Origin of the sequence: Phascolarctobacterium faecium DSM 14760 (assembly GCF_003269275.1) — a bacterium.
GTDB lineage: Bacteria > Bacillota > Negativicutes > Acidaminococcales > Acidaminococcaceae > Phascolarctobacterium > Phascolarctobacterium faecium.
In genome coordinates, this window is the sequence record NZ_QLTS01000001.1 from 773,607 (window position 1) to 793,283 (window position 19,677).

General features: G+C 40.8%; 22 protein-coding genes. All 22 read right to left on the minus strand.

Annotated features, from left to right (window positions below; genetic code table 11):
* Positions 1–60: 60 nt before the first annotated feature.
* Positions 61–981, minus strand: a complete 921-nt coding sequence (locus C8D73_RS03740) for a response regulator (protein ID WP_113077331.1) — start codon at positions 979–981, stop codon at positions 61–63.
* 16 nt (positions 982–997) lie between these two features.
* The gene (locus tag C8D73_RS03745; RefSeq protein ID WP_113077332.1) at positions 998–1,486 is read right to left on the minus strand and encodes a sensor histidine kinase; all 489 of its coding nucleotides are present in this window, start codon (positions 1,484–1,486) and stop codon (positions 998–1,000) included.
* 80 nt (positions 1,487–1,566) lie between these two features.
* The gene (locus C8D73_RS03750; protein WP_113077333.1) at positions 1,567–3,024 is read right to left on the minus strand and encodes a histidine kinase dimerization/phospho-acceptor domain-containing protein; all 1,458 of its coding nucleotides are present in this window, start codon (positions 3,022–3,024) and stop codon (positions 1,567–1,569) included.
* A gap of 23 nt (positions 3,025–3,047) precedes the next feature.
* Entirely contained in the window at positions 3,048–3,770 is a 723-nt protein-coding gene (locus C8D73_RS11415) for a LuxR family transcriptional regulator (RefSeq protein ID WP_269461230.1), read from the minus strand.
* Positions 3,771–4,289: 519 nt separating this feature from the next.
* Complete coding sequence (gene rpmA, locus C8D73_RS03760) at positions 4,290–4,583, minus strand: 50S ribosomal protein L27 (RefSeq protein WP_021717272.1); 294 nt, start codon at positions 4,581–4,583, stop codon at positions 4,290–4,292.
* 6 nt (positions 4,584–4,589) lie between these two features.
* Positions 4,590–4,916, minus strand: coding sequence for a ribosomal-processing cysteine protease Prp (locus C8D73_RS03765; RefSeq protein ID WP_021717271.1), 327 nt, complete (start codon positions 4,914–4,916; stop codon positions 4,590–4,592).
* Between the two features lie 5 nt (positions 4,917–4,921).
* On the minus strand, positions 4,922–5,233 hold the full coding sequence (rplU, locus tag C8D73_RS03770) for a 50S ribosomal protein L21 (protein ID WP_021717270.1): 312 nt from the start codon (positions 5,231–5,233) through the stop codon (positions 4,922–4,924).
* A gap of 125 nt (positions 5,234–5,358) precedes the next feature.
* Entirely contained in the window at positions 5,359–6,774 is a 1,416-nt protein-coding gene (locus C8D73_RS03775; RefSeq protein ID WP_021717269.1) for an Rne/Rng family ribonuclease, read from the minus strand.
* Between the two features lie 23 nt (positions 6,775–6,797).
* Positions 6,798–7,505 carry a TIGR03936 family radical SAM-associated protein gene (locus C8D73_RS03780; protein ID WP_113077334.1) on the minus strand — a complete coding sequence of 236 codons (708 nt, stop codon included), beginning with the start codon at positions 7,503–7,505 and terminating at the stop codon, positions 6,798–6,800.
* On the minus strand, positions 7,502–9,364 hold the full coding sequence (locus C8D73_RS03785; protein WP_113077335.1) for a TIGR03960 family B12-binding radical SAM protein: 1,863 nt from the start codon (positions 9,362–9,364) through the stop codon (positions 7,502–7,504). Before C8D73_RS03785 ends, C8D73_RS03780 begins: the two co-directional genes overlap by 4 nt.
* Positions 9,365–9,376: 12 nt before the next feature.
* Positions 9,377–10,483, minus strand: coding sequence for a rod shape-determining protein RodA (gene rodA, locus C8D73_RS03790; protein ID WP_046430669.1), 1,107 nt, complete (start codon positions 10,481–10,483; stop codon positions 9,377–9,379).
* Positions 10,484–10,508: 25 nt separating this feature from the next.
* Positions 10,509–12,320 (minus strand): penicillin-binding protein 2, encoded by a 1,812-nt coding sequence (gene mrdA / locus C8D73_RS03795; protein ID WP_021717265.1) that lies wholly within the window; start codon positions 12,318–12,320, stop codon positions 10,509–10,511.
* A 17-nt stretch (positions 12,321–12,337) separates the two neighbouring features.
* Positions 12,338–12,835, minus strand: coding sequence for a rod shape-determining protein MreD (mreD, locus tag C8D73_RS03800; protein ID WP_113077336.1), 498 nt, complete (start codon positions 12,833–12,835; stop codon positions 12,338–12,340).
* Positions 12,832–13,704, minus strand: a complete 873-nt coding sequence (mreC, locus tag C8D73_RS03805; protein ID WP_146739218.1) for a rod shape-determining protein MreC — start codon at positions 13,702–13,704, stop codon at positions 12,832–12,834. Before mreC ends, mreD begins: the two co-directional genes overlap by 4 nt.
* Positions 13,705–13,720: 16 nt before the next feature.
* Positions 13,721–14,752: a rod shape-determining protein gene (locus tag C8D73_RS03810; RefSeq protein ID WP_021717262.1), complete on the minus strand. Its 1,032-nt coding sequence runs from the start codon at positions 14,750–14,752 to the stop codon at positions 13,721–13,723.
* Between the two features lie 11 nt (positions 14,753–14,763).
* On the minus strand, positions 14,764–15,453 hold the full coding sequence (gene radC / locus C8D73_RS03815; RefSeq protein WP_046430661.1) for a RadC family protein: 690 nt from the start codon (positions 15,451–15,453) through the stop codon (positions 14,764–14,766).
* Positions 15,450–16,013, minus strand: coding sequence for a Maf family protein (locus C8D73_RS03820; protein WP_113077338.1), 564 nt, complete (start codon positions 16,011–16,013; stop codon positions 15,450–15,452). Before C8D73_RS03820 ends, radC begins: the two co-directional genes overlap by 4 nt.
* 11 nt (positions 16,014–16,024) lie before the next feature.
* Positions 16,025–16,477: a SoxR reducing system RseC family protein gene (locus C8D73_RS03825; protein WP_021717259.1), complete on the minus strand. Its 453-nt coding sequence runs from the start codon at positions 16,475–16,477 to the stop codon at positions 16,025–16,027.
* A gap of 11 nt (positions 16,478–16,488) precedes the next feature.
* Positions 16,489–16,782, minus strand: a complete 294-nt coding sequence (locus C8D73_RS03830; protein WP_021717258.1) for a hypothetical protein — start codon at positions 16,780–16,782, stop codon at positions 16,489–16,491.
* A 23-nt stretch (positions 16,783–16,805) separates the two neighbouring features.
* Entirely contained in the window at positions 16,806–17,312 is a 507-nt protein-coding gene (locus C8D73_RS03835) for a hypothetical protein (protein WP_044491570.1), read from the minus strand.
* Between the two features lie 210 nt (positions 17,313–17,522).
* A complete protein-coding gene (locus C8D73_RS03840; RefSeq protein WP_046430655.1) occupies positions 17,523–18,800 on the minus strand; it encodes an SLC13 family permease in 1,278 nt (425 codons plus the stop codon).
* 393 nt (positions 18,801–19,193) lie between these two features.
* A partial coding sequence (locus C8D73_RS03845) for an SLC13 family permease (RefSeq protein ID WP_146739219.1) occupies positions 19,194–19,677 on the minus strand: 484 nt, incomplete at its 5' end.

Sequence of the window (19,677 nt, forward strand, 5' to 3'; positions counted from 1 at the left end):
GTATTATTAAATACAAAAAAGCCATAGGACTAATACTTTAGTCCTATGGCTTCATACCGATTATTTATCTTTTAAACTTTTCATAAACAATTCATCATTGACGATTTGCTCCAATAATCTTACCACATCATCCGGGTAGGCATATTGGCTGCATTCCTGCCGCAATTTTAACAATGCTTTGTTATCATCGCCGTTTTCACTTACTAAAATACTGCCATAGCGGTCTAAAACAAAACTGATACCGGCCAGCTTTTCTAAATGGTATTCATTAATTTTTCTCTGCAGGGTTTCATCAACACCGTTCAAATAGCCGCGAATATACAGCAACAGTGGTTTAACCCATTTGTCCATTTTCAGCGGCTCTAAAAAAGTCATTTCATCCTCGGGGACAGTCCCCTTCTGTTTACATAAAGTAGCGATGATATCCTGTATCCGTACCAGCAGCAGTCCCTGCTCAGTTTCATTTTTAGATAGATTGAGATAGTCACACAGCTTACGGCAATAATGAAATTTGCGGTCAGCAACAACCACAGCTTCCGATGGTAAACACTGTTTCAGCAAAACATTCAGGCTCTCAATAACTGTGCCTCTGCTTTCCATTTCATCAAACATGCTTTTTTTACCAAATAAACTGTCTAAAATAGCATGCAGTTCATTGTAGTCTACAGGTTTTACCAAAAACTGGTCAGCGCCTATTTTATAGCCATGAATCCTGTCCGCAATATCATTAAGAACAGTAATCATTACCACGGGGATATGCTGCGTTTTTGTATTTTCTTTTAATTCCCTGCAAACTTCATATCCACTCATTCCCGGCAGCATGACATCAAGCAGGATAATATCCGGCAGATATCGTTCAGCTAAACTGATAGCATCTTTCCCCTGCTGGGCAGTAACAGTTTCATAGCCCCAGCTTTCAACAAAATCTTTAAACAAGTCCAGGTTTTTAATATTATCATCTACTATCAAAACAGTTTTCATTTACGCACCTCACCTTTCACTGTTTCTTCATTCCCTGCTGCAGCGGAATCAAAAAAATTACTTCCGTTCCTTCACCTAAAGCACTTTTTAAATAGACATATCCACCATGCATCTCAACCATCTTTTTTACCAGTGGCAGACCCAGTCCTGTACCTTCGTATTCACGGGTATAAGAACTGTCGACCTGTTCAAATTCCACAAATACTTTTTTCTGATCCTGCTCGGCTATACCTATACCATTATCGCGCACAATAAATTCGGCAACATCTTCACGCTTATAAACATAGATTTCTATCTGCCCGCCAGTTCCGGTAAACTTTACTGCATTTGATAACAGATTATATAAAATCTGTTTTAGCTTGGCCGCATCAGCTTCGATCATAAAATCATCAGGTTCAAATTTCAACTTTACTTTTAACTGTTTACTTGTCACATAACTTTTCACGTTTTCCACAGTCTGCAAAACAATTTCTTTCAAATAAAATTCGCTGTAATTAAGAGTCATTTTCCCGCTGGCGATCTTGGATATATCCAGAATATCATTGATCAGCTGCAGCAGATGAGTACTGCTGCTGAAAATATTAGCTACATATTTTTCTGTTTCTGATTCAGTTCACCTAATATATCGTCCTTTAAAATTTCAGAAGAACCGATTATAGCATTTAGCGGAGTTCTCAATTCATGACTGATATTCGCCATAAACTGGGATTTCGCCACATCTACTTTCTTCAGCTCATTCAATGCCTCCTGTAAATATTTAGTTCTTTCCGCAACATTAAGTTCAAGCTGCTCATTGTTTTTTTGCAGTTCAAACGCCAGTTGCTTCTGTTGCTGATGCTCACATTCCAATTGCTCTAAATACAGTTTGCTCTCCTGTTTCCTAAGTTCTAACTGAGTTGTAAACTTTTCAAACATCTCCTGCAGCATAGCACCTTCGTCATCCTTTTTCCCATTAAGTACTGCTTTGTTACCAAAATTCTTTTCATAATAATCTCTAGTCAAATCGGTAACATGCACAATCGGACAGCTTATTTTTTCAGCCAGCAGCTGCCCTAAAATAAGCATGGCCCACAGACATAAGAAAAAAAGACCTAAGACATACTTATAATTATTACTGACAATTCCCGAAAATTTTTCTTCTGGGATGCCAATTCCTACAACAGCGATTGGTTCATCAGCACTGTTAAAAATTTTCTGATCTAAAAAAACATGTATTTCATCATCGACATCCACTTTTCCAAAATACTGTTTATCGTCTTCCAAATATTTACCTGTTTCATGCGGGGCCCTGCTGCCGACAAAATTACTTTTAGTATCAGTCTGAATATTCGAGGCAATCCTTATCCCGTCAATGGAAAAAGCCAGAAATGAATTATCCAGATTTCTGCTGTAGCGCTCAGCAAAGTAGTTATCATTATTAAGTACATCACATAATACAATAGCTCCGATAACGTCGTTATCAGCAGATTTATCTCTGATCGGTACTACAACTATACCCATCAGAGCTTTATGCAGATACTCCTGCGCCCCCGGAGACTGGTTAAGTATTTTGATCGAAAAATTGTCATATTCAAATGAATCTTTAGTAAACAGTTCTTCAAGCCCGACAACTTCTTCTGATACATGCGTTTTCCCAAACAGCATGCTGCTGGCAGCCAGGATTTTAACAGCACTGCCATCTGGATATAACAGATAGGGAGAACTGCTTGCCAATATACGGTTCTCTCGATCTACAATAACTACATAGTCAAGATAATTAAAATTACGTTTTAAATTATTTAAAGCCATAGCAAGTCTGTTTCTATCATCATACATGGCTTTATTAATATCTGAATCACCTGCGAAAAGCAATCCTGCTTTTCTCATCTCGTCCATCCTGTTTTCCATATCATTACGAACAGTTTTCATCGCAACCTGTAAATAGTTGCGTTCATTCTCCTGGATCTGTCTGTCAAAAAAATGCTGCGTTGAAAGTACTAATAAAAGCATGGGTACCAATAGCAAAACCAAAACAAAAATACTCAGTTTTTTCTTTATGCTCATCTTCTTTGCCCCATTCGATTTTATTACGCATTAGGTACTATCCTGCAATACTCCAAAATCAACTGCATCCGATCTTTAATATCAAGTTTGCTCAGGATATTGCTGACATGTGTTTTTATGGTTTTTTCACTGATAAAAAGCTGTTCTGCAATCTGTTTATTACTCAATCCCTGACAGATAAGCATTGCCACTTCTGCTTCACGCCTGCTCAAAATACCGTTAAAAACATTTAGATCAGCTTCAGTTTTTTCCGCCCCAATATTTTCAACAACATTTAAATCAAAATTTACCAGAGCCATTGTCTGCACCAGCAATTCCCCTATCCGCTGCAGCTTACGCTGAGGCATTAAGGGTATATTATAACGTTCTATAATTTCCTGAGGCACTGTCTGCGCCTCTGTAGCAATGCCACCGCCGTAGGCAATAGCAACCAGCTTGTTATTATAATAAACAGGGCACATAAAATACGTTAACCCCAAATAACACGTAAACAATTTTATCTGCTGAGTTTTTTTGAGAAAACACATTGATTTTTCTTTTTCCTGCTGACAGCGTTTTTTATTATTTTGAATTATCTGGTGACAAAGAAGACTTGAGTTTGACCACACTGTTAATGGAGTGCCTTCTAAATCAAAAAAGCATAAACTGATATTATCAACACGGGCAAAAGAATCCTGAAAGGTTTGTAATTTTTCCTTCCCAATAAATTTCAACCACTCCTGTGAAGAAAAAGTGTTGCGCATCATTTTCATCTCCTTAAGTACAACATCAAAACAACTATACGGCAGTGTAAAATGATTATATCGTTTCAATTGCCTTTTTACAACAAAACAAATATAATCTCAAAGAATTCCAAATACTTATATTGCATATTTATTCCTTTAATATCACTTACAAATATTTGCATACTTTGCACTAAAAAATCTTTAAAAGCATCCATATACCAACCATGTGAATATTTTCGGCTTATACTTATATTTTAATAGAAGTCTCTATCTGCAAATAGACTGCCAAAGTTAGAATTATGGTATTTATTTTACTCCTTAGGGATGATTATAGAAACAAACACCAGGCTATATTACAACCAAAGATGTATAAAATTACTCCTACAGTTGTAATATTCGAGCATAATTTAAGAAATCTTTGCTAAGTAAAAATAAAAACCACCCGTAAAACGGGTGGTTTTTACAAATACTGCCATACTTATCTGCTGCTATTTTTTTAACAAAAAAGCACTCACATAAGTGAGTGCTTTTAATTTTAAATTACATTGCTGCTTCTTCTACCGGATAAACACTGATTTGACGTTTGTCGCGGCCTTTACGTTCAAATTTAACACGGCCTTCGATAGTAGCGTAAATGGTGTAATCCTTACCCATACCAACATTGTTGCCGGGATGGAATCTGGTACCACGTTGGCGTACGATAATGCTGCCGGCAGTTACCAATTGGCTTTCGTGAGCTTTAGTGCCCAAACGTTGAGCATTGGAATCACGACCATTGTGAGAGCTACCGGTACCTTTTTTATGAGCATGCAATTGCAGGATCAGTTTAAACATTGCGATTCACCTCCTGTATGTATGAATGCGAACGTACTTCGGATACTGCTCTGCTACTCCCAGCAAACCATATTCCATAGTTGCCAGAATAGCCTGAGTCAATTCATTCGGAGTATTATTCAAGTTTACTTCTAAAATGCCGTCTTCTTCATCTACGTGATATGACGGCTGACATTTCAAATGCTGTTCCAATCCAAGGATTGGTGTCTGCGTCAAAACAGAAACCGCCCCACAGACGATATCTTCGCCTGCTGCTGCAAAGCCTGCGTGACCGCTGACCTTATAGCCTGTTATCAATCCCTGTTCGTTCTTAAATAAATCTACTGTAATCATTGCTGTTAAGCTTCGATTTTAGAGATTTCAACTTTAGTGAACGGTTGACGATGACCTTGGCGTTTGCGGTAGTTGGATTTTGCTTTATATTTAAAAACAAAAATCTTCTCAGCCTTACCATGTTCAACAACTTTAGCAGTTACTTTAGCGCCGTCAACAACGGGTTTGCCGATTTTAACATCACTGTCAGCAACAACAGTCAAAACTTCGTCAAAAACGACTTCACTGCCAGCTTCAACGTCCAATTTTTCAATGTTCAGAACATCGCCTTCGCTAACGCGGTATTGTTTACCGCCGGTTTTAATGATTGCGTACATCTATTTGCACCTCCCTTATGATAGACTCGCCAAATTCGGTACTCCTAAAGAGTTTACGGAACCTCTCTGCGCGGTTGGGGACAGACTTAATCAGTCTATACTCGAATATTTTATTACAAACGGCGTTATTTGTCAACACCAGTATTGTCTAAAATAGAAAAGGTTTCTATGTGCAGACCAGTATCTGCTTCTACCTTAATTTTACAGGCCAGTTCACGTTCCCACTGCCGCAGATCTTTAGCCCGCAGCCACTCTACCATCCAGGGATTGGCAGAAATCAAAATACTGCGTGATGCGCATGGCTTAGCCAGTAAAGTCCGCAAACGCCGTTTTATTTCCAATGCTACTGTTTCGCGTGATTGCACTCTGCCACCCCCCTGACAGATAGGACAGGGAGCATACAGAACCGTTGAAAGATTCTGGCGAGCTTTTTTTCTCGTAATTTCAACTAAATTCAAAACCGTAATATCCTGAACACGCGGCTTCATTTTATCATTCGAAAGCGCCTGCTGCAGCACCTGCAGAATTTCCTGCTGATGCTCCTGCGTATGCATATCAATAAAATCTACAACTATAATTCCGCCAATATCCCGCAGTCTAAGCTGTCTTGCAATCTCGACAGCCGCTTCACGATTGATCTGCATAATAGTTTCTTCCAAATTTTCACGGCCGCTGTAACGGCCGCTGTTAACGTCAATAACAGTCATAGCTTCTGTATAATCAATTACCAGATAACCGCCGCAGCTCAAGTCTATCCGCCTGTCAGAAATAGTATCTATTTCCTCCCGCAGTCCATAGTACGCAAAAACATCTTCCTGCTTTTCATGCAGCAGAACCCGGCCCGTTGTACCTCCTGGCATGTTCTTCAGTAACTCGCAGACACGTCCATATACTGCTTTATCATCCAGGATAATTTGGGAAACATCATTTGTCAGATAATCACGTACGATCCGTACTGATAAGTCTAATTCCCGATACAAGGTTGCAGGAGCTTTTTCTACTTTCCCGCGTGCTTCTATGACACGCCAGTTAGCGCACAAATGCCTGATATCCTCAAGCAATGCTTCCTCACTGGCACCAATAGCCGCCGTACGAATAACGATTCCCATACCATCAGGCTTTGCTTCCTCAATAATAGCTTTTAAACGGTTTCGCTCCTCTTTATTCTCTATTTTATGCGAAACTCCAATATAATCCGCCAGTGGCAAAAGCACCACATAGCGCCCAGGTAACGTCAGCTCGCGTGTCGCGGAAGGTCCTTTGCTTCCCCTGGCATCTTTCGTTATCTGAACTAATATGGACTTACCTTCAGTAATATCATTACTTTCACCCAGATAAAGAAAGGCATTCTGCTGCAAACCAATATCAATAAAAGCCGCCTGAATGCCAGGAACAACATTATTTACACGCCCCTTAAAAATATTACCGACAAGATGTTTTTCACTGCTGCGTTCCACTAAATATTCCATCAGTCTACCGTTTTCAGTCAGACCCATACGTGTTTCTTCTGACGTAGCACTGATAATGATTTTGGTTTCCATACAAAAGCCCCTCCTTTCCTGAACTATTGAATAAACTTGTCCATATGTTCCAACATCGGTAATCTGCGGCCATCAGCAGCTGCACGATACAGATCCAGTCTGGTGATATCTGCCTTTTCAACAGGCAGCTGCATTCCAAAATGCTGATTTAAGGTATTTAACAGATCTCCTGCTTTCATACTGCCATTAGGTGTAATACGACAGGAAAATTTTAACGTCAACATATCATTTTCCTGCTTTGCACATATTTCCGGTATATAAAATTTTACATCAATTTCTTTGATTTTGTTTCTAAGCTTTGGCGCTGCCTTAGCATAAACGACACTTTCTGCCGCGTTAAAAGCAGCTACGGCCTCAACATACTCACCGGAATAAGGCAGCACAACAAGATAATCTGCACCTCCGGCGGAAGCCATCAGCGCCGGTGCGTTGTTCGCAGTTACATCTGCGGCCATAATCTGAATGCCGCGAGGTAAAGCCGCTGTCATCTTCTGCACAGCCTCGTGTACTTCCATCGGCTCAGCCAGTTCTATCTCTACAAATTCAGCCATACTGACAACGCCAACACCAAGCGCCGAAGCCAGAGAAAACTTTAAATGCGGATTAAAGCCTTCGGAATAAGCAGCAGGCAGTTTAGCGCGTCGGATAGCTCTTTCAATAGTCCGCACATATTCTAAATGGGAAATAAAACGTATTTCTTTCTCTTTAGTTATCTGCATCCTTAATTTCATACTAAGCCCTGCTCTTTCCAGTCGATTATTTTTACGCCCAGCTTTTGGCAAACACCGCAACCTGTACAGACACCGTGACGACAATCGTGGGTCAATTCTTCTGCCAGGGCTTTTTCATATTCCCTGCGCAGAAAACTGCGTGCTACAGCAGGCTGGATATGTTCCCATGGGAATAATTCATTAGCTCCGCGTTCGCGGCCTATATAGAATTCTTTGTTTAAACCTGCATCCTGCAAAGCTTCCAGCCAGCGATCATAAGAAAAATGTTCGCTCCAGCCATCAAATTTGGCTCCGCGCTGCCAAGCCAGATATAAGGCTTTTCCTAAACGGCGGTCACCACGGGCAAAAACAGCTTCAAGCACACTGGTCACCGAGTCATGATACTGGAAGGTGATATTTTTTACTTTTAAGGCATCTTTCAATAAAAATTGTTTACGCCTTAGTTCCGCTATATCATCCTGCTGCACCCATTGAAACGGAGTATAGGGTTTGGGTACAAAAGAAGAAGCACTCACGGTTACTTTCGCACCGCGCCGACCTGTTACTTCCTGATATTTATATTGTACTGCCTTCGCCAATTTAGCTATAGCCAGTACGTCTTCGTCAGTTTCACCAGGTAAACCTATCATAAAATATAATTTTACCGATGACCAGCCTGCAGTAAAAGCAGCACCAACCGCATTCATTAAGTCTTCTTCTGTAACGCCTTTGTTTATCACGTCACGCATTCTCTGGCTGCCAGCTTCCGGTGCAAAAGTCAATCCGCTTTTACGTACAGCCTGCACTTCTTTCGCCAGATCTACAGAAAAACTGTCAATACGAAGAGATGGCAATGAAACACTAACCTTTTCATCTTTAAATTCTTCGATCATATCATGTATCATCGGTGCAAGACAAGAATAATCTGCCGTGCTTAAAGATACCAGTGAAATTTCGTTATAACCTGTATTATCCACCAGTTGGCGTGCCAGCTCCTTTAAAAGCTCCGGCCTGCGTTCACGCACAGGACGATAGACCATACCTGCATGGCAAAAACGACAGCCGCGGCTGCAGCCGCGAAAAACTTCCAGCATAATTCTGTCATGCACGATTTCTCCAAACGGCACGATCGGAGCTGTCGGATAATTAACCGTATTCATATCAGAAATAACTCTTTTTTCAACTGCCGCCGGCGCAGCATCACAATTAGCTACTACTGCTGCTACAGTGCCATCTTCATTATAAGCAACATCATAAAATGATGGTACATAAATACCTTTGAGCTTTACCGCACAGCGCAGGAAACCTTGCCGTCCACCAGGCTTACCTTCACGTTTCCATTTTTTATAAGCCTCCATCAGCTCGACCATAACTTCTTCACCTTCACCAACAACGGCAAGATCAAAAAAATCTGCCAGAGGTTCCGGATTATATACGCAGGGTCCGCCAACAATAATAAAAGGATCTTTTTCTGTACGTTCCTCTGTTTTTACAGGTATACGGCCCAAATCAAGCATATTAAGAATATTTGTATAAGAAAGCTCATACTGCAAAGTAAAGCCAACAAAATCAAAATCCTGCAATATCTTTTCCGTTTCCAAAGTTCGCAGCGGAATAGCATCTGCTCGCATTTTTGCTTCCAGGTCTACCCAAGGGGCGTAAACTCTTTCAGCAGCAACACCGTTTTCAAGGTTCAGTATATGATATAAAATTTTAAATCCCAGATAACTCATCCCTACTTCATAAATATCCGGAAAAGCCAGGGCGATACTTACTTCAGTTTCCTCCGGACTTTTTACAATACTGTTAAATTCTCCGCCTGTATAACGAGCAGGTTTCTGTACACTGCTGAGTATATCGATCGTTAATTCTTTTTCCATACTGTTCCTCCTCTAAAATTGCAGCTGCTGACGCCGCATATTGATGTTCAGCAGCAGCCCGGCCAACAGCATATTCGTAGTCAGCGAACTCACTCCGTAACTCATAAACGGCAGCGGCACACCTGTAACTGGCATAATCCCAGCAGTCATTCCAATATTTACCAGCACATGGAACATAAACATGAAAGTAATGCCCACTGCCAGCAAGGTACCGAAATCGTCTTCGGCGTTCAATGCAATAGTCAGCCCGCGCCAAATAACGATCAAATATAATAATAAAATAATAAAAATACCAATGAATCCAAACTCTTCACCAGCTACAGCAAAGATAAAATCAGTATGATTCTCAGGCAGAAAATTAAGTTGGCTCTGCGTACCTAAAAACCAGCCCTTACCTGTCAAAAGGCCAGACCCAATAGCTATTTTTGATTGAATGACATGATATCCAGCCCCGAAAGGATCAAGCTCCGGATCTAAAAATACACGAATCCTGTTTTTTTGATATTCTTTTAAAATATGCCACAATGCAGGCATCAAAGCGATAAGCGCGCCGCTCATATACATCAGCCACCTGACCTTAAACCCGCTGATGAGCAGCATCCCAAGCAAAATTGCCATAAAAACCAGCGACGTACCTAAATCCGGCTGCTTCATAACCAATATAAAAGGTACAAAAGCATAAGCCAGCGCCGGCAAATAATCAGTGAAACTGTCAAGAGTTTCCAATCTTTTATTTAAAAACGCAGCCAGACAGACAATCATTATTGCTTTAGAAAACTCAGAAGGCTGAATACTGAGCGGGCCGATCTGGATCCATCTTTGAGCACCCAGCTGGCTGTGTCCTAAAAACATTACCGCTAAAAGCAGGATAATATTAAAAACATATAAGGGGGTTGCAATATCTTTAAGCAGCCGATAGTCGAAGCGCAACGAAAAAATAACCAGGGCCAAATCTATTGCTAAAAACAGACTTTGCCGTTCAACATGCCATGCTTTACCTGTCGTTACAGCAAAAGAATGAGTAGCGCTGGCAATCAGGCAAATGCCTATTCCAACCAACCCAAAAATAGCTATAACCAGCCACCAGTCCAAATTACGAAAATATCTATTTTGCTGCATTTGCTATCCTTTCCGCAGTTTCTGCTTACTTAACCGCTTGTGACGGTATCAGACCTTCTTCTCTAAACCATTCTTCAAACACTTTATATACAATCGGACCAGCTGAAGTAGAACCAAAACTGCCCTGCTCAACTACTGCCGCAACTACCAGTTCCGGAGCATCTGTAGGTCCATAGGCTACAAATAAACCATGATCGCGTCCATGCGGATTTTCTGCCGTGCCTGTTTTCGCAGCCATTGGCTTCGGCAAATTGGCAAAATAAGAAGCCGTTCCGCCAGGTTGTGCCACACCCATCAAACCCTGTTTAATCAGTTCAAGAGTTTTTTGTGATACCCCCAAAGCATATGGTTCCTGATGCTGACGTACTTCAAAAACACTTCCATCATTATTAAGGACTTTATCTACTAAATACGGTTGGTGATAAATACCACCTCCGGCGATGCAGCTCATCATCACCGCCATCTGCAGAGGTGTTGCAAGGTCTATCCCCTGCCCGATAGAAGCGTTAAAGGTATCACCCAGAGTCCAGTCCTCCCCTGTAAATATCTTGCGTTTATTTTCAGGTGTCGGAAGCAGCCCTGAAGCTTCACCCTCAAGTTCAATACCTGTTTTCCTGCCCATACCGAATTTGCGTGCAAAATCAACCAGATTATTGATCCCTAAGCGATTGCCCATTTCATAAAAATATACATTATCCGACATGCTTAAAGCCTGTTGAAAGTTAATCCACCCCAGGGCTTCTCCGCCGGCGTTGCCCATAGGGATAAGCCAGTGCTGACCGGAGTCAAAAATCAATTCTTCCGGTGTTACCTTGCCAAGTTCCAATGCCGCCGTACCCGTAATGATCTTAAACGTTGATCCAGGGGGATATTCGCCTGATATTACTTTGTTGCCCATAGGATAGTTAGGATCATTATTTATAACCTGCCAATCCTTTTCCGATATCCCATTTACAAAAAGGTTAGGATTAAACGCAGGCCTGCTTACCATAGCTCTTACCGCACCGCTGCGCGGATCAATCGCAACAATAGCCGCTGCTCTGGCGTTAGGGGCAATCCCGCTGGACCGCAGATATGCCAATTGCTCATCAACAGCTTTTTCCATAACCATCTGCAATTCTTTATCAATGGTCAGCTGCAAACTTTTCCCGGGTATGGGGTCACGCTGACCCAGTTGTTTAACAACATTACCGGCAACATCTACTTCCTCATCAAAGCTGCCGTCTATTCCGCGGATAACTTTATCAAAAGTTTTTTCAATGCCAAATTTACCAACAATACTACCGCCTGGCATCCCTTTATAGCTGCCTTCAGTAATATCATATTCACTGGCCTCGCCAACATAACCTAACGCGTGAACTGCCAGTTCTTTATACAAATAATTGCGGATTGGCTGTAATTCCAACAAAACTCCAGGTAACTCCAACCTGCGTTCTTCTATTTTTGTTACGATTTCAGGGGAAACATTGCTTTTTAAGCGGGTTGGCTCATAACTGTTTTGATTAGCTGCAATACGCTTTCTAATTTGGTCTTCCGGCATATTTAATATTTCAGACAATGTACCGATCACTTTTTCATTATCACGCTGCCCCTGACGCTGAAGTGCCACAGCATAACCAGGCAGATTATTAACTAATTCCTGCCCTTTATAATCAAAAAACAGGCCGCGCGGAGCAGTGATTTTTGTTCTGCGCAATCTGTTACCATCAGCCTGATTGCCATAATAATCGCCTTTATAAAGCTGCAAATAGGCCATTCTGCCGAGCAAAATTAAAAATATGCATACTGCTGCTGCCAGCATAACTTCCAAGCGGCGCGCGTATCTTTTGTTCAGCACAATTTGACCTCCTTTGTTTAATGCAATCCATCATCCAGTTCTATCCATTTCTGCAGTCTTTCTGTCAGAAGATACAACGGAATTACAAAAATAATATTTCCCAGGCAATAAGCAAACGTATCCTGCAGTGCCAGCTCTAACAGTAAAACAGAAAATCCCTTAGCCATAATAACCTGCAGAATAAAATAACAGCCTCTCAAAGCAACTGTTATTGTAACAATCGCCACAATATTGTAAAACATACTGTCTTTAAATACCTTTTCTTTTGTATAGCCAACATAATACCCTATCGCAGTCCTTGTCAAAATATGAAAACCAAAAATACCACCGGTTAAAAGATCCTGCAGCAATCCTACGAAAAAGCCAGCTATCCCACCGGCAAATGCACCTTTCAGCATAGCCAAACAATAAATAAGCAAAAGCGGCAGATCAAATTTAAACCACTGATTTTGCGGCAAACTCATCTGTAAAGATAAACATAACAGAAACAGGACGGGCCAAATCAGTTTCCTCATTGTGCCTGTCCTCCTTCGGTATTACTATTTAATTTACCTGTTGCTGCTGCAGGGTTGCTATACCCGGTAACAACAAAAACTTCTTCTACTTTACTGCTGTCAACAGCAGGATCAACATCTGCGTTCAGTAAAAGTCCTGCCGCCTCTGGGCTGGTTTCTCTTACAGTACCAATTACCAAACCTGCCGGATGCCTGCCACTGAAACCGCTGGTAATAACAACATCACCTTTTCTTACATCCGCTTCCCTGGGTAAATGTTCCATTTCTAAAGGCATATTTTCCATGCTTCTTCCGCAGATAACACCAACCGCTCTGGAATCAGCCCTCAAAATACGTGCCCCGATCTTACAACGGCTGCTGGTAATCAGCATGACTTTAGCAGCATCAGGATAAACTTCTTCTACCAGCCCTACGATACCATCACCCGTAACAACAGCCATCTCTTTATCCAGGCCATCTGCAGAACCACGATCGATGATTACAACATCCTGTAAATCGCCCATATTCCGCCCCACAACTTTGGCAGGCAGTAATTTCTGTTCAGGCACGTGCTCTTTATATTGCAAAAGCTTTGTCAGCCGCTGGTTTTCAGCGTAAAACTCAGCCATAGCTATATTAGCCCTTCGCAATTCAGCGTTTTCTTTTTTTAATTGCTCGTTTTCTGCTTCCATTGTCGTAATAGCTTCCAGCTTCTTTTCCAAAGAAGAAGCTGCGCCTGTAAACGTCTGAATACAACTGTTGACAGGACTTATTACTGCAATCACCACTCTATTCAACACCGGAAATCGTACTCTTCCTTCAACAGCCAACGCCATCAGAGCAACCAATGCTATCACAATCAGAAGCAGGCTCATATTTTTCTTACTCACAATAATAATTCAGCCTTCATTTATTATTAGATGCCATAAATCCTTTTTTATAGATATCTACATTTTCAACCGCAATACCAGTACCTAAGGCAACACAGGACAAAGCATCATCAGAAACATAGACAGGCATTCCTGTTTCTTTGCTCAGTAGACGGTCAAGATTACGCAGCAAAGAAGATCCTCCTGTCATAACGATACCGCGATCCATAATATCAGAAGCCAGTTCCGGAGGAGTTCTCTCCAGAGTATTACGTACGGCATCGACAATATTAGCCACCGGTTCACTCAACGCCTCGCAGATCTGGTTCGCATTAATAAGCAGATTTTTAGGCAACCCTGTCACGAGATCACGACCACGAATTTCCATTTCTGTAGCTTCTTCAAGTTCCATCGCAGTGCCAATAGTAATTTTTATTTCTTCTGCTGTCCGCTCACCAATCAACAGACTGAATGTTTTCCTGATGTAACGTACAATAGCATCATCCATTGCATCACCGCCGGTCCGGATAGAACGGCTGATAACGATACCACCCAAGGAAATAACAGCTACTTCGCAGGTTCCGCCGCCAATATCAACGACCATACTGCCGGTGGCTTCTTGTACAGGCAACCCTGCACCAATAGCAGCCGCCATTGGTTCTTCAATCAAATATGCTTCCCTGGCCCCAGCTTGTACAGTAGCATCAATAACCGCACGTTTTTCAACCTCAGTAACGCCAGAAGGAACGCCAACAACAATACGCGGACGGACTAAAGAATGTTTGCCAATTGCTTTTTTTATAAAGTATTTAAGCATCGACTGGGTAATATCAAAATCAGCAATAACGCCATCCTTCATCGGACGAATAGCTACGATATGTCCAGGAGTACGACCAATCATCTGCTTAGCTTCGGCACCAATCGCCAGCACCTCTTTATTCTCTCTGTCTACGGCAACTACTGAAGGTTCTCTGATAATAATACCTTTACCTTTAGCATGCACCAAAGTATTCGCAGTTCCCAAATCGATTCCCATATCATGAGCAAAACTTTTAAAAATACCAAACATTCTTCAACACCTCATTTATCTAAATAACCTTGCTCTCTAAAACTAAAAAATATTCCATCGCCAATTACCAGGTGGTCAATCAGCGGAATTCCCATAATTATCCCGGTCTCATTCAGACTACGAGTCAGCTCTTTATCTTCCTGACTAGGTTTAGGATCTCCAGAAGGATGATTATGTGCTACCAAAATGGCAGCAGCATGGTACAGTAACGCCGGGGCAAACACTTCCCGAGGATGCACAACCGAACTATTGACAGATCCTTCTGAAACTTGTTCCATTCTTATGACCTGATTTTTGCTGTCTAATAATAACACCAAAAATTTTTCATGTTGTTCGTAACGCAATCTTGGCAATAAAATCTCAGCACCTTTTTGCGGAGACTCTATTTTTAACTTGACCTGACTTCCAGCTGCTGCAATACGCTTGCCTAATTCCAACGCAGCCAAAATTGTTGCAGCTTTTGCGGGCCCCAGTCCCTTGACTTTAGCCAGCTCTGCAACACTGTGCACACAGGCTATATTTTGATATAACCCACTTGAAGCAGTCAATTCTTCTGCAATTCTTAAAGCAGAACGCTTCTGGGTACCAGTACGTATTAAAATAGCTAAAAGTTCAGAATTACTTAACCCAGCAGCACCTTGCTGCATCAATTTTTCACGTGGTCTGTCATCCAGCGACAATTCTTTTATACACTGGCTCAAAAGCCCTTCACTCCAATTTGTGCCATCATTTGATACAAGCGGGTGAGCGGCAACCCCACGACGTTATTATAGCAGCCATCTATTTTCTCAACTAAAACTGCACCACGTCCCTGAATTCCATAGGCTCCAGCCTTATCAAAAGGTTCGCCGGTCGCAACATAAGCATTAATCTCAATTTCTGATAAGCTTCTAAACCATACTTTAGTCTCTACTATTTCTACTAAATTCTGAGTCTTATAAAAAACAGCAACACCTGTCAAAACCCGGTGCACTCTGCCAGACAATTTCCGCAGCATCACGGCTGCATCATTGCTGTCAAATGGTTTGCCAAGTATTTCATTTTCCAAAACAACCATCGTATCAGCAGCAATCACAGGTATTTCGCTGCCAACTTGTTCAACAACTACCTGCCCTTTACCTAAAGCATTTACTGCTACCACTTTTTCAGCGTTATCTCCACTAACCTCATCAAAGGCGCTGGTATATACATCAACCTCTAACCCAATCTGACGCAATAATTCTAAACGGCGCGGAGATCCGGACGCTAACCTTACCAGCATCAGCTCATCTCCTATTTTTTTTCATTTTCATCTTCAGTATCATCAAAAACTATTGGGTCAGGTGCTTCTATTTCTATAACAACAGGCTGTACACCTTCACGTACTGCATCACGTTTAAAAATACGCGCATAATTAACAGAAACCAACAGCCAGATAACTACACCCAGCATCACAGGCATTGTCTTATCAATATCGAAAAATACAGCGATACTGTTTCCAAAAACAGCACCGGCAATCACTGACAATACAGGAAAGCCATACAATATCATCTGCATCTTACGTTTATTCATTTCCTGATATTCAACACCGACTACATCGCCAACTTTGGCATTGATAGGACACCAGGCTTCTAAATATTTAGGTATTTTTTCCCCTTTACTTTTATCTTTATCAAGCTTTATTTTCGCTCTTTCGCCATGCTTCTCAATCAATAATCCTACTAATTCAGCTCTCATTTCTGCCATAAATACTCTCCTTAATTATAGGCGTGTATGAAAACATACCAATAACCAAATCCAAAAATAACGCCGTAAATAGCGACAAAAATACCTACACCCTGCCATGTAATAGGATAGCCAAAGTTAATATATTCGCCAAAAATACCTCTTTTATTGAAAAAAGTGTATTTCATACGTCTTTTGAACCATTTTGCCTTATTTTCTGATCCAACTGCCTTAGCAATCATAAAAATATAAAAAAAAGCGCCAACGAAAACTTGAATGATACGAGCACAAATCAAAGAACTATCTACATTTACCAATGCTTCCATTGTTTTCATCCTTTCTCAATAACTCAATTTAAGTTTAAAAATTTATCAGGCATCTGTTTGCGCAGTTCGCGCAAAAATTTTTCGCTGCATTTAAAAATAATACCAGCCAGCCTTTTATTATCTTTACCTTCAGTAAACACTAACAAACGCTGTTCATTAGGATCTACTGAAGAATACCTGTGAATATAATGACGGATTTTAGTTTTCTTAAAAAAACTTTTGATATATTTATTGGTATAACTTTCAGTTTTAGTCAAATCCACTTTAAAACTGCGTCTAATTCCCACGCCATGGCTTATGACTTCCATCTCACCATCACGTAGAATATATGTATACTTAAAAACAACACGCCATATCCACATCAGCAGAAATAAAATATTAAAGCCCCAACCTAAAGGGCTAAAATATCCTGTATTGACATAACGATACCCTTCATAAATCCATAATAAAACTATAACGGCCAAACCGCCATATGATATCTGCATTCTGCGATCACTGACTTGAGATTCTTCTCTATATATTTCGTTCAAACAAAACAATCCCTTCATTCTCTATTATCCAAGGACTGAACACACCTTTAGACCATTTCTTATTATAACAAATTTTTGCTATAAAGGATACACTCTAAAGCCGTTCCTCTAAAAAAATTCACAAAAACAAGTATTAAAAAACAGGCGTGATATACACGCCTGTTTTTACATAATTCATTTTATAAAATTTACTGTTTTTCCGAAGTAAATTTAATTACCGGGGAAGAAAGGCCATACGATAGGAATTACAACCAGGGATACGATAAAGGATACGATAACAAGACCGGTACCTGCTTTAACATAGTCCATAAATTTGTATCCGCCAGGGCCAAGAACCAAAGTGTTCGGAGGCGTACCTACCGGAGATGCAAATGCACAGGATGCTGCAACTGCGATAGCCATCAATACTGCTTTCGGATCAGCACCAAGTTGTTGAGAAATCGCAATACCAATCGGGCACAGCAGAGCTGCAGATGCAGTGTTGGACATAAATTGTGTTAAACCGCAAGAAAGAATGAAAAGAATTGCAGTAACAACTAAAGGAGACGGAGAACCGCCCATCAGGCTTACAGTCCATTCTGCGATCATTTTGCCAGCGCCGGTTTTGTCCATTGCAGTGGATACAGGCATCATACCTGCGAACAGGAAGATAGTTACCCAGTCAATAGAAGCATAAGCTTGTTTTTCAGTCAGGCAGCCAGTCAATACTGCAACTATTGCACCAATGATAGCGGCCATTTCTAAAGATACACCAGGAATGCCAATAGCCATAGTCAAAACTACACAAAGTAAAATTACTGCGGATACGATTTGTTTGGAAGCGGAAGTTTCGTTAGCTTCAACTTCTTGTTCAATTTCCTGGTCGGCATCAATTTGTTTATTCGGAAGCAAATATTTGCCTAAGAACATCATGTAGAGCATACCAGCTAAAGTTACAGGAATACCAATCCAAGCATATTCAAAAAAACCAAATTGCTCTTTCATTCCAGCAGCCTGCAAAGCACCGTTAGCAATGATATTCGGAGGAGTACCAACCATAGTGATGATACCACCGAGACCGCAGGCAAATGCCAAAGGCATCAATTGACGGGAAGCGGGAATCTTTGCTGCAGAACAAATACCAAGTACAACCGGCAGCAGACAAGCTGCAGTACCAGTGTTGGATAATACGGCGGACAATGCGGCGCCAACAAGCATAATACCAAACATCAAACTGTTTTCACCAGTACCGGAAATTTTAACAATAGAAGCACCAATTTTTTGTGCAAGACCTGTATAAAACATAGAAGCACCAACAACGAACATACCTGCAAAAAGTACTACGGTAGAATTAGAGAGGCCGGAAAATACCTGTTTAGCAGGAATAAAACCTAACAGGCCGCACGCGATAGCGCCGCCCATAGCCGTTACTGCAAGCGGGATGAGTTCGGTTACAAATAACAGAGCAATAACAGCTAACATAATAAGACATTTTACTGCTTGAGACATGAGAATCCTCCTTCAAAAAGTTAAAAATGTTTTAAGGAAGTAACAAATTACTTCCTATTATATATGTAAGCTAGAATGATTAAATTTGCTATTTTTTGCATATTATTAAAAAACTTATCTTTAGTTACAAAATTGTTAACAAAATTTAATTAACAGCTTACAGTAACAAGTGTAACAGATAAGCCAATTTTTTTCAAGATTTTTTCACAATTTTCGTATAACAAAAAAGTTCAAAAACTGTTAACTGTCTTCGTTATGCATATTTATACCATTTTGATACTTTTTGACAATTTTTTATTCATAGCTAAAACATAAAAAAACAGACGTGATAGTTATCACGTCTGTTTAATTTATTGCTCTTATAATAATACTTTCGTCTATCTTCCTAACAAATTATTTGCCGGGGAAGAAAGGCCATACGATAGGAATTACAATCAGGGATACGATAAAGGATACGATAACAAGACCGGTACCTGCTTTAACATAGTCCATAAATTTGTATCCGCCAGGGCCAAGAACCAAAGTGTTCGGAGGCGTACCTACCGGAGATGCAAATGCACAGGATGCTGCAACTGCGATAGCCATCAATACTGCTTTCGGATCAGCGCCAAGTTGTTTAGAAATCGCAACACCAATCGGGCACAGCAGAGCTGCAGATGCAGTGTTGGACATAAATTGTGTTAAAGCGCAAGAAAGGATAAACAAGACTGCAGTAACAACTAACGGAGACGGAGTACCGCCCATCAGACCTACGGTCCATTCAGCGATCAATTTACCAGCGCCGGTTTTGTCCATTGCAGTGGATACAGGCATCATACCTGCGAACAGGAAGATAGTTACCCAGTCAATAGAAGCATAAGCTTGTTTTTCAGTCAAA

Coding starts and splice junctions, on each gene's coding strand:
- C8D73_RS03765 (WP_021717271.1), bottom strand. CDS start 4,916: ATGATTACAGTAGATTTATTTAAGAACGAACAGGGATTGATAACAGGC.
- C8D73_RS03775 (WP_021717269.1), bottom strand. CDS start 6,774: ATGGAAACCAAAATCATTATCAGTGCTACGTCAGAAGAAACACGTATG.
- C8D73_RS03750 (WP_113077333.1), bottom strand. CDS start 3,024: ATGAGCATAAAGAAAAAACTGAGTATTTTTGTTTTGGTTTTGCTATTG.
- C8D73_RS03745 (WP_113077332.1), bottom strand. CDS start 1,486: ATGACTCTTAATTACAGCGAATTTTATTTGAAAGAAATTGTTTTGCAG.
- C8D73_RS03825 (WP_021717259.1), bottom strand. CDS start 16,477: ATGGCAGAAATGAGAGCTGAATTAGTAGGATTATTGATTGAGAAGCAT.
- C8D73_RS11415 (WP_269461230.1), bottom strand. CDS start 3,770: ATGATGCGCAACACTTTTTCTTCACAGGAGTGGTTGAAATTTATTGGG.
- C8D73_RS03785 (WP_113077335.1), bottom strand. CDS start 9,364: ATGGAAAAAGAATTAACGATCGATATACTCAGCAGTGTACAGAAACCT.
- C8D73_RS03820 (WP_113077338.1), bottom strand. CDS start 16,013: ATGCTGGTAAGGTTAGCGTCCGGATCTCCGCGCCGTTTAGAATTATTG.
- rodA (WP_046430669.1), bottom strand. CDS start 10,483: ATGCAGCAAAATAGATATTTTCGTAATTTGGACTGGTGGCTGGTTATA.
- C8D73_RS03780 (WP_113077334.1), bottom strand. CDS start 7,505: ATGAAATTAAGGATGCAGATAACTAAAGAGAAAGAAATACGTTTTATT.
- C8D73_RS03830 (WP_021717258.1), bottom strand. CDS start 16,782: ATGGAAGCATTGGTAAATGTAGATAGTTCTTTGATTTGTGCTCGTATC.
- rplU (WP_021717270.1), bottom strand. CDS start 5,233: ATGTACGCAATCATTAAAACCGGCGGTAAACAATACCGCGTTAGCGAA.
- C8D73_RS03840 (WP_046430655.1), bottom strand. CDS start 18,800: ATGTCTCAAGCAGTAAAATGTCTTATTATGTTAGCTGTTATTGCTCTG.
- mreD (WP_113077336.1), bottom strand. CDS start 12,835: ATGAGGAAACTGATTTGGCCCGTCCTGTTTCTGTTATGTTTATCTTTA.
- rpmA (WP_021717272.1), bottom strand. CDS start 4,583: ATGTTTAAACTGATCCTGCAATTGCATGCTCATAAAAAAGGTACCGGT.
- C8D73_RS03810 (WP_021717262.1), bottom strand. CDS start 14,752: ATGTTTGGTATTTTTAAAAGTTTTGCTCATGATATGGGAATCGATTTG.
- C8D73_RS03740 (WP_113077331.1), bottom strand. CDS start 981: ATGAAAACTGTTTTGATAGTAGATGATAATATTAAAAACCTGGACTTG.